Here is a 2,693-nt window from a genome sequence, read left to right on the forward strand (position 1 = left end):
ACTTTGTCATGGGTCGGGTCATCAGGGTCATCCCGCCCCGACCCCGGGGGCCCCCCTTTATCCCTGCAGCAGCAACGCTGCTGCAGGGATAAAGGGCATGACAAAGTAAAATTACAAAGTAATATTACGCAGTAATAGGGGGCCATTACGAAGTAATATTACAAAGTAAGGGGGCGGTGCTCCCTGTTCAAGAAATCCATCGACCCACCTTTACTTTCAAGTTGAATTTTTGTTAAAACTCGTTTTTCAGATGGCAGATGCATTTTGCACCTTTTTAATGTTAGCTTTGTTAATTTTTTTCCAACGCCTTGACTTTACTACTACTTTACTACAAGTTTTTGCTCAAGTAAAGTAAAGCAACTTCCGCTGCCGCTAATTTAATTAAAATATTTTCTCTGCAACTCACCTCACTAAAAAGGTATACCGTTTTATTATTAAAAAAATATTTTGTTTTGCCTGTAGTCACTAATGTTTAATTAATTTAATTTCTAATACTACCAACTACCAACAACAACAACGGGTCAGTTTTCCATCGTTTTCAAAGGTGAAAGGTAAGAGAACATTTTTTAAAGACAGTTATTTAAAAAACAGTGTCAATAGTTTTAGCAGAAACCCTGAGCTGAGCGACTAAAACTAGACATACTTTGATAACCAAACTAACCGTTTCTTCGGTTAAAAAGAGTTTACAATAATAACCGAACAACATGTTTTTGTCCGTTAACTAAACTACTTTTTCAAAACATGTATTGATAAAAATAATGAGGCAGATTGGTAAAATAGCATGTATCGCATTGTGGTAATGCTGTAACGTTTTATTTCAGAAAATGAAGTTGCTTTTAATTGTCGTCACTTTCTTGTGGTTCGTTGGTCAGGGGGGGTCGACGACAACCCTTGACGAAATGAAATGGGAGCTGTGCCACCGATTAGAGGGCACGTCGTACCACAAACGGTATCGACTTGCCGAGAGATGCCTGCAGTTTGTGGTACGAGTCAACAACAACTTATGCATAGATGTAAGTAACGCTTACGCAATAATATGACTTGCAAAGACCACTAGCTTTCAGGCACTAGACATTTTCAACGTGTTATTATGCAATAGCCAATCTGTCGTGTCATAAGATTAAAAGTTTTTACATAAAATATATTTAAAAATGATAAAATTCACCGATAAAATTTACAATTGAAAATTGAAAAGTTTTTTAAAATTTCCAGGCTGACTTGACAACTGCTGCCGTCATCGACGCAACGTGCTTGTCGTTTCCTCAACTACCACCAACAACGACGACAACGACAGCAACGACAACAACGACGACAAGGACAACGACAACGACAGCGACAACAACAATGACATGGACGACGACAGCAACAACAACAAGGACGACAGCAACAACGACAAGGACGACAGCGACAACAACGACAAGGACAACATTAACAACGACATGGACGACGACAGCAACAACGACGACAAGGACAACGACAACAACGACAAGCACAACAGCAACAAACAGCCCGCTTATGCTCCTGTCCCCCAGGTAAACATTCACCGTGTCTACATGGACATTTTGTCCTCGCCCAACATAATATTTTTAAAATCTTTAAAGTAAATTTCTTCCGTTTTGACGCTATTTTAGTCTGACAATCGTGTAATTAGTGTTTAGAAGTGTGTGTCATTACGACTAATTATATTATAATTAGTCGTAAAGACCGGCCGGCCGCTAAAATGATTGAACAACTGCTACCTCAATAACTGAAAAATCAATAACACAGCTATTTAATAACTGACCAACTGTATTAAATTTTGTAAAAACATTTATTATTTAAGAAACGGAAAATTGATATTGTATAAAGCGTTAATTTGAAAAAGATAAATGGAAATTTACATGTAAAAATATTGAAAGAGATGCAATAATTTTTCTTCAAACAAATTATATTACCTCTATTTTTATTAAACATTGAACTGTGAAAGAATGAAAATTCTGAAATCCTCAAAAGGAATGATGAAAAAGAATTCTGAAAACTTTTCTAGAGTGAACGAAAAGTGTGTTAAACAATTAACGTAATCCTTGTCTATTGCTAAATATTGGATAAATACGGACGTAAAATATAAAATGAAGAAAGGTCAATAGAACTTTATCTCGGACAAAAGTATAGTCTGATAAAACGCTATATCATTTATATTGATAAAATGAAACCAATGAGTTTCTACTTTTTTTAAAGGCCGCTCTTTCAGAGCAGCCGCTAAACTTTGCTTCAAGATATATATTATACCTAACTTTCAACAAAGTATTCATCCATTCTCTTTATAAAACTGTAATACTGTGTTATTTTTACAGCACGGAGCAGACGCAGCAGTTGTCAGTCACGACAAGGGTGGTCTATTTTGTGATTGGGTTTGTGGCTCTATGCATAGGTAAACCACAACTCGAAATTTTAATGTTATCAAACAATAAAGGATTTGAAGCTGATTTTACTGCACGTAAAAATGAAAAAAATGTGTACACGAATGAGTAAATTGCTTGTAATGCATTTACTGTTTGATTACAATTTATTTAAATATTTCTAGTTGTTGTTGCGACGTATCGTGCCCGCTCAGCAGCAAGTAACAATGTTATAAATAGCTAATACTCTCTGATCGGGATGATTTATCTCAAAATCAAGAAAATATTTATGTCACATTTGGTCATGCTTTTTAC

Annotated in this window: 1 protein-coding gene; it reads left to right on the plus strand. The window is 35.7% G+C overall.

Annotated features, from left to right (window positions below):
- Positions 1 to 1,247: 1,247 nt before the first annotated feature.
- Positions 1,248 to 1,604 (plus strand): hypothetical protein, encoded by a 357-nt coding sequence (locus ABWO04_RS11050; protein ID WP_353079749.1) that lies wholly within the window; start codon positions 1,248 to 1,250, stop codon positions 1,602 to 1,604.
- Positions 1,605 to 2,693: the final 1,089 nt, after the last annotated feature.

The organism is Flavobacterium sp., assembly GCF_040382755.1.
Classification (GTDB): Bacteria; Bacteroidota; Bacteroidia; order Flavobacteriales; family Flavobacteriaceae; genus Flavobacterium.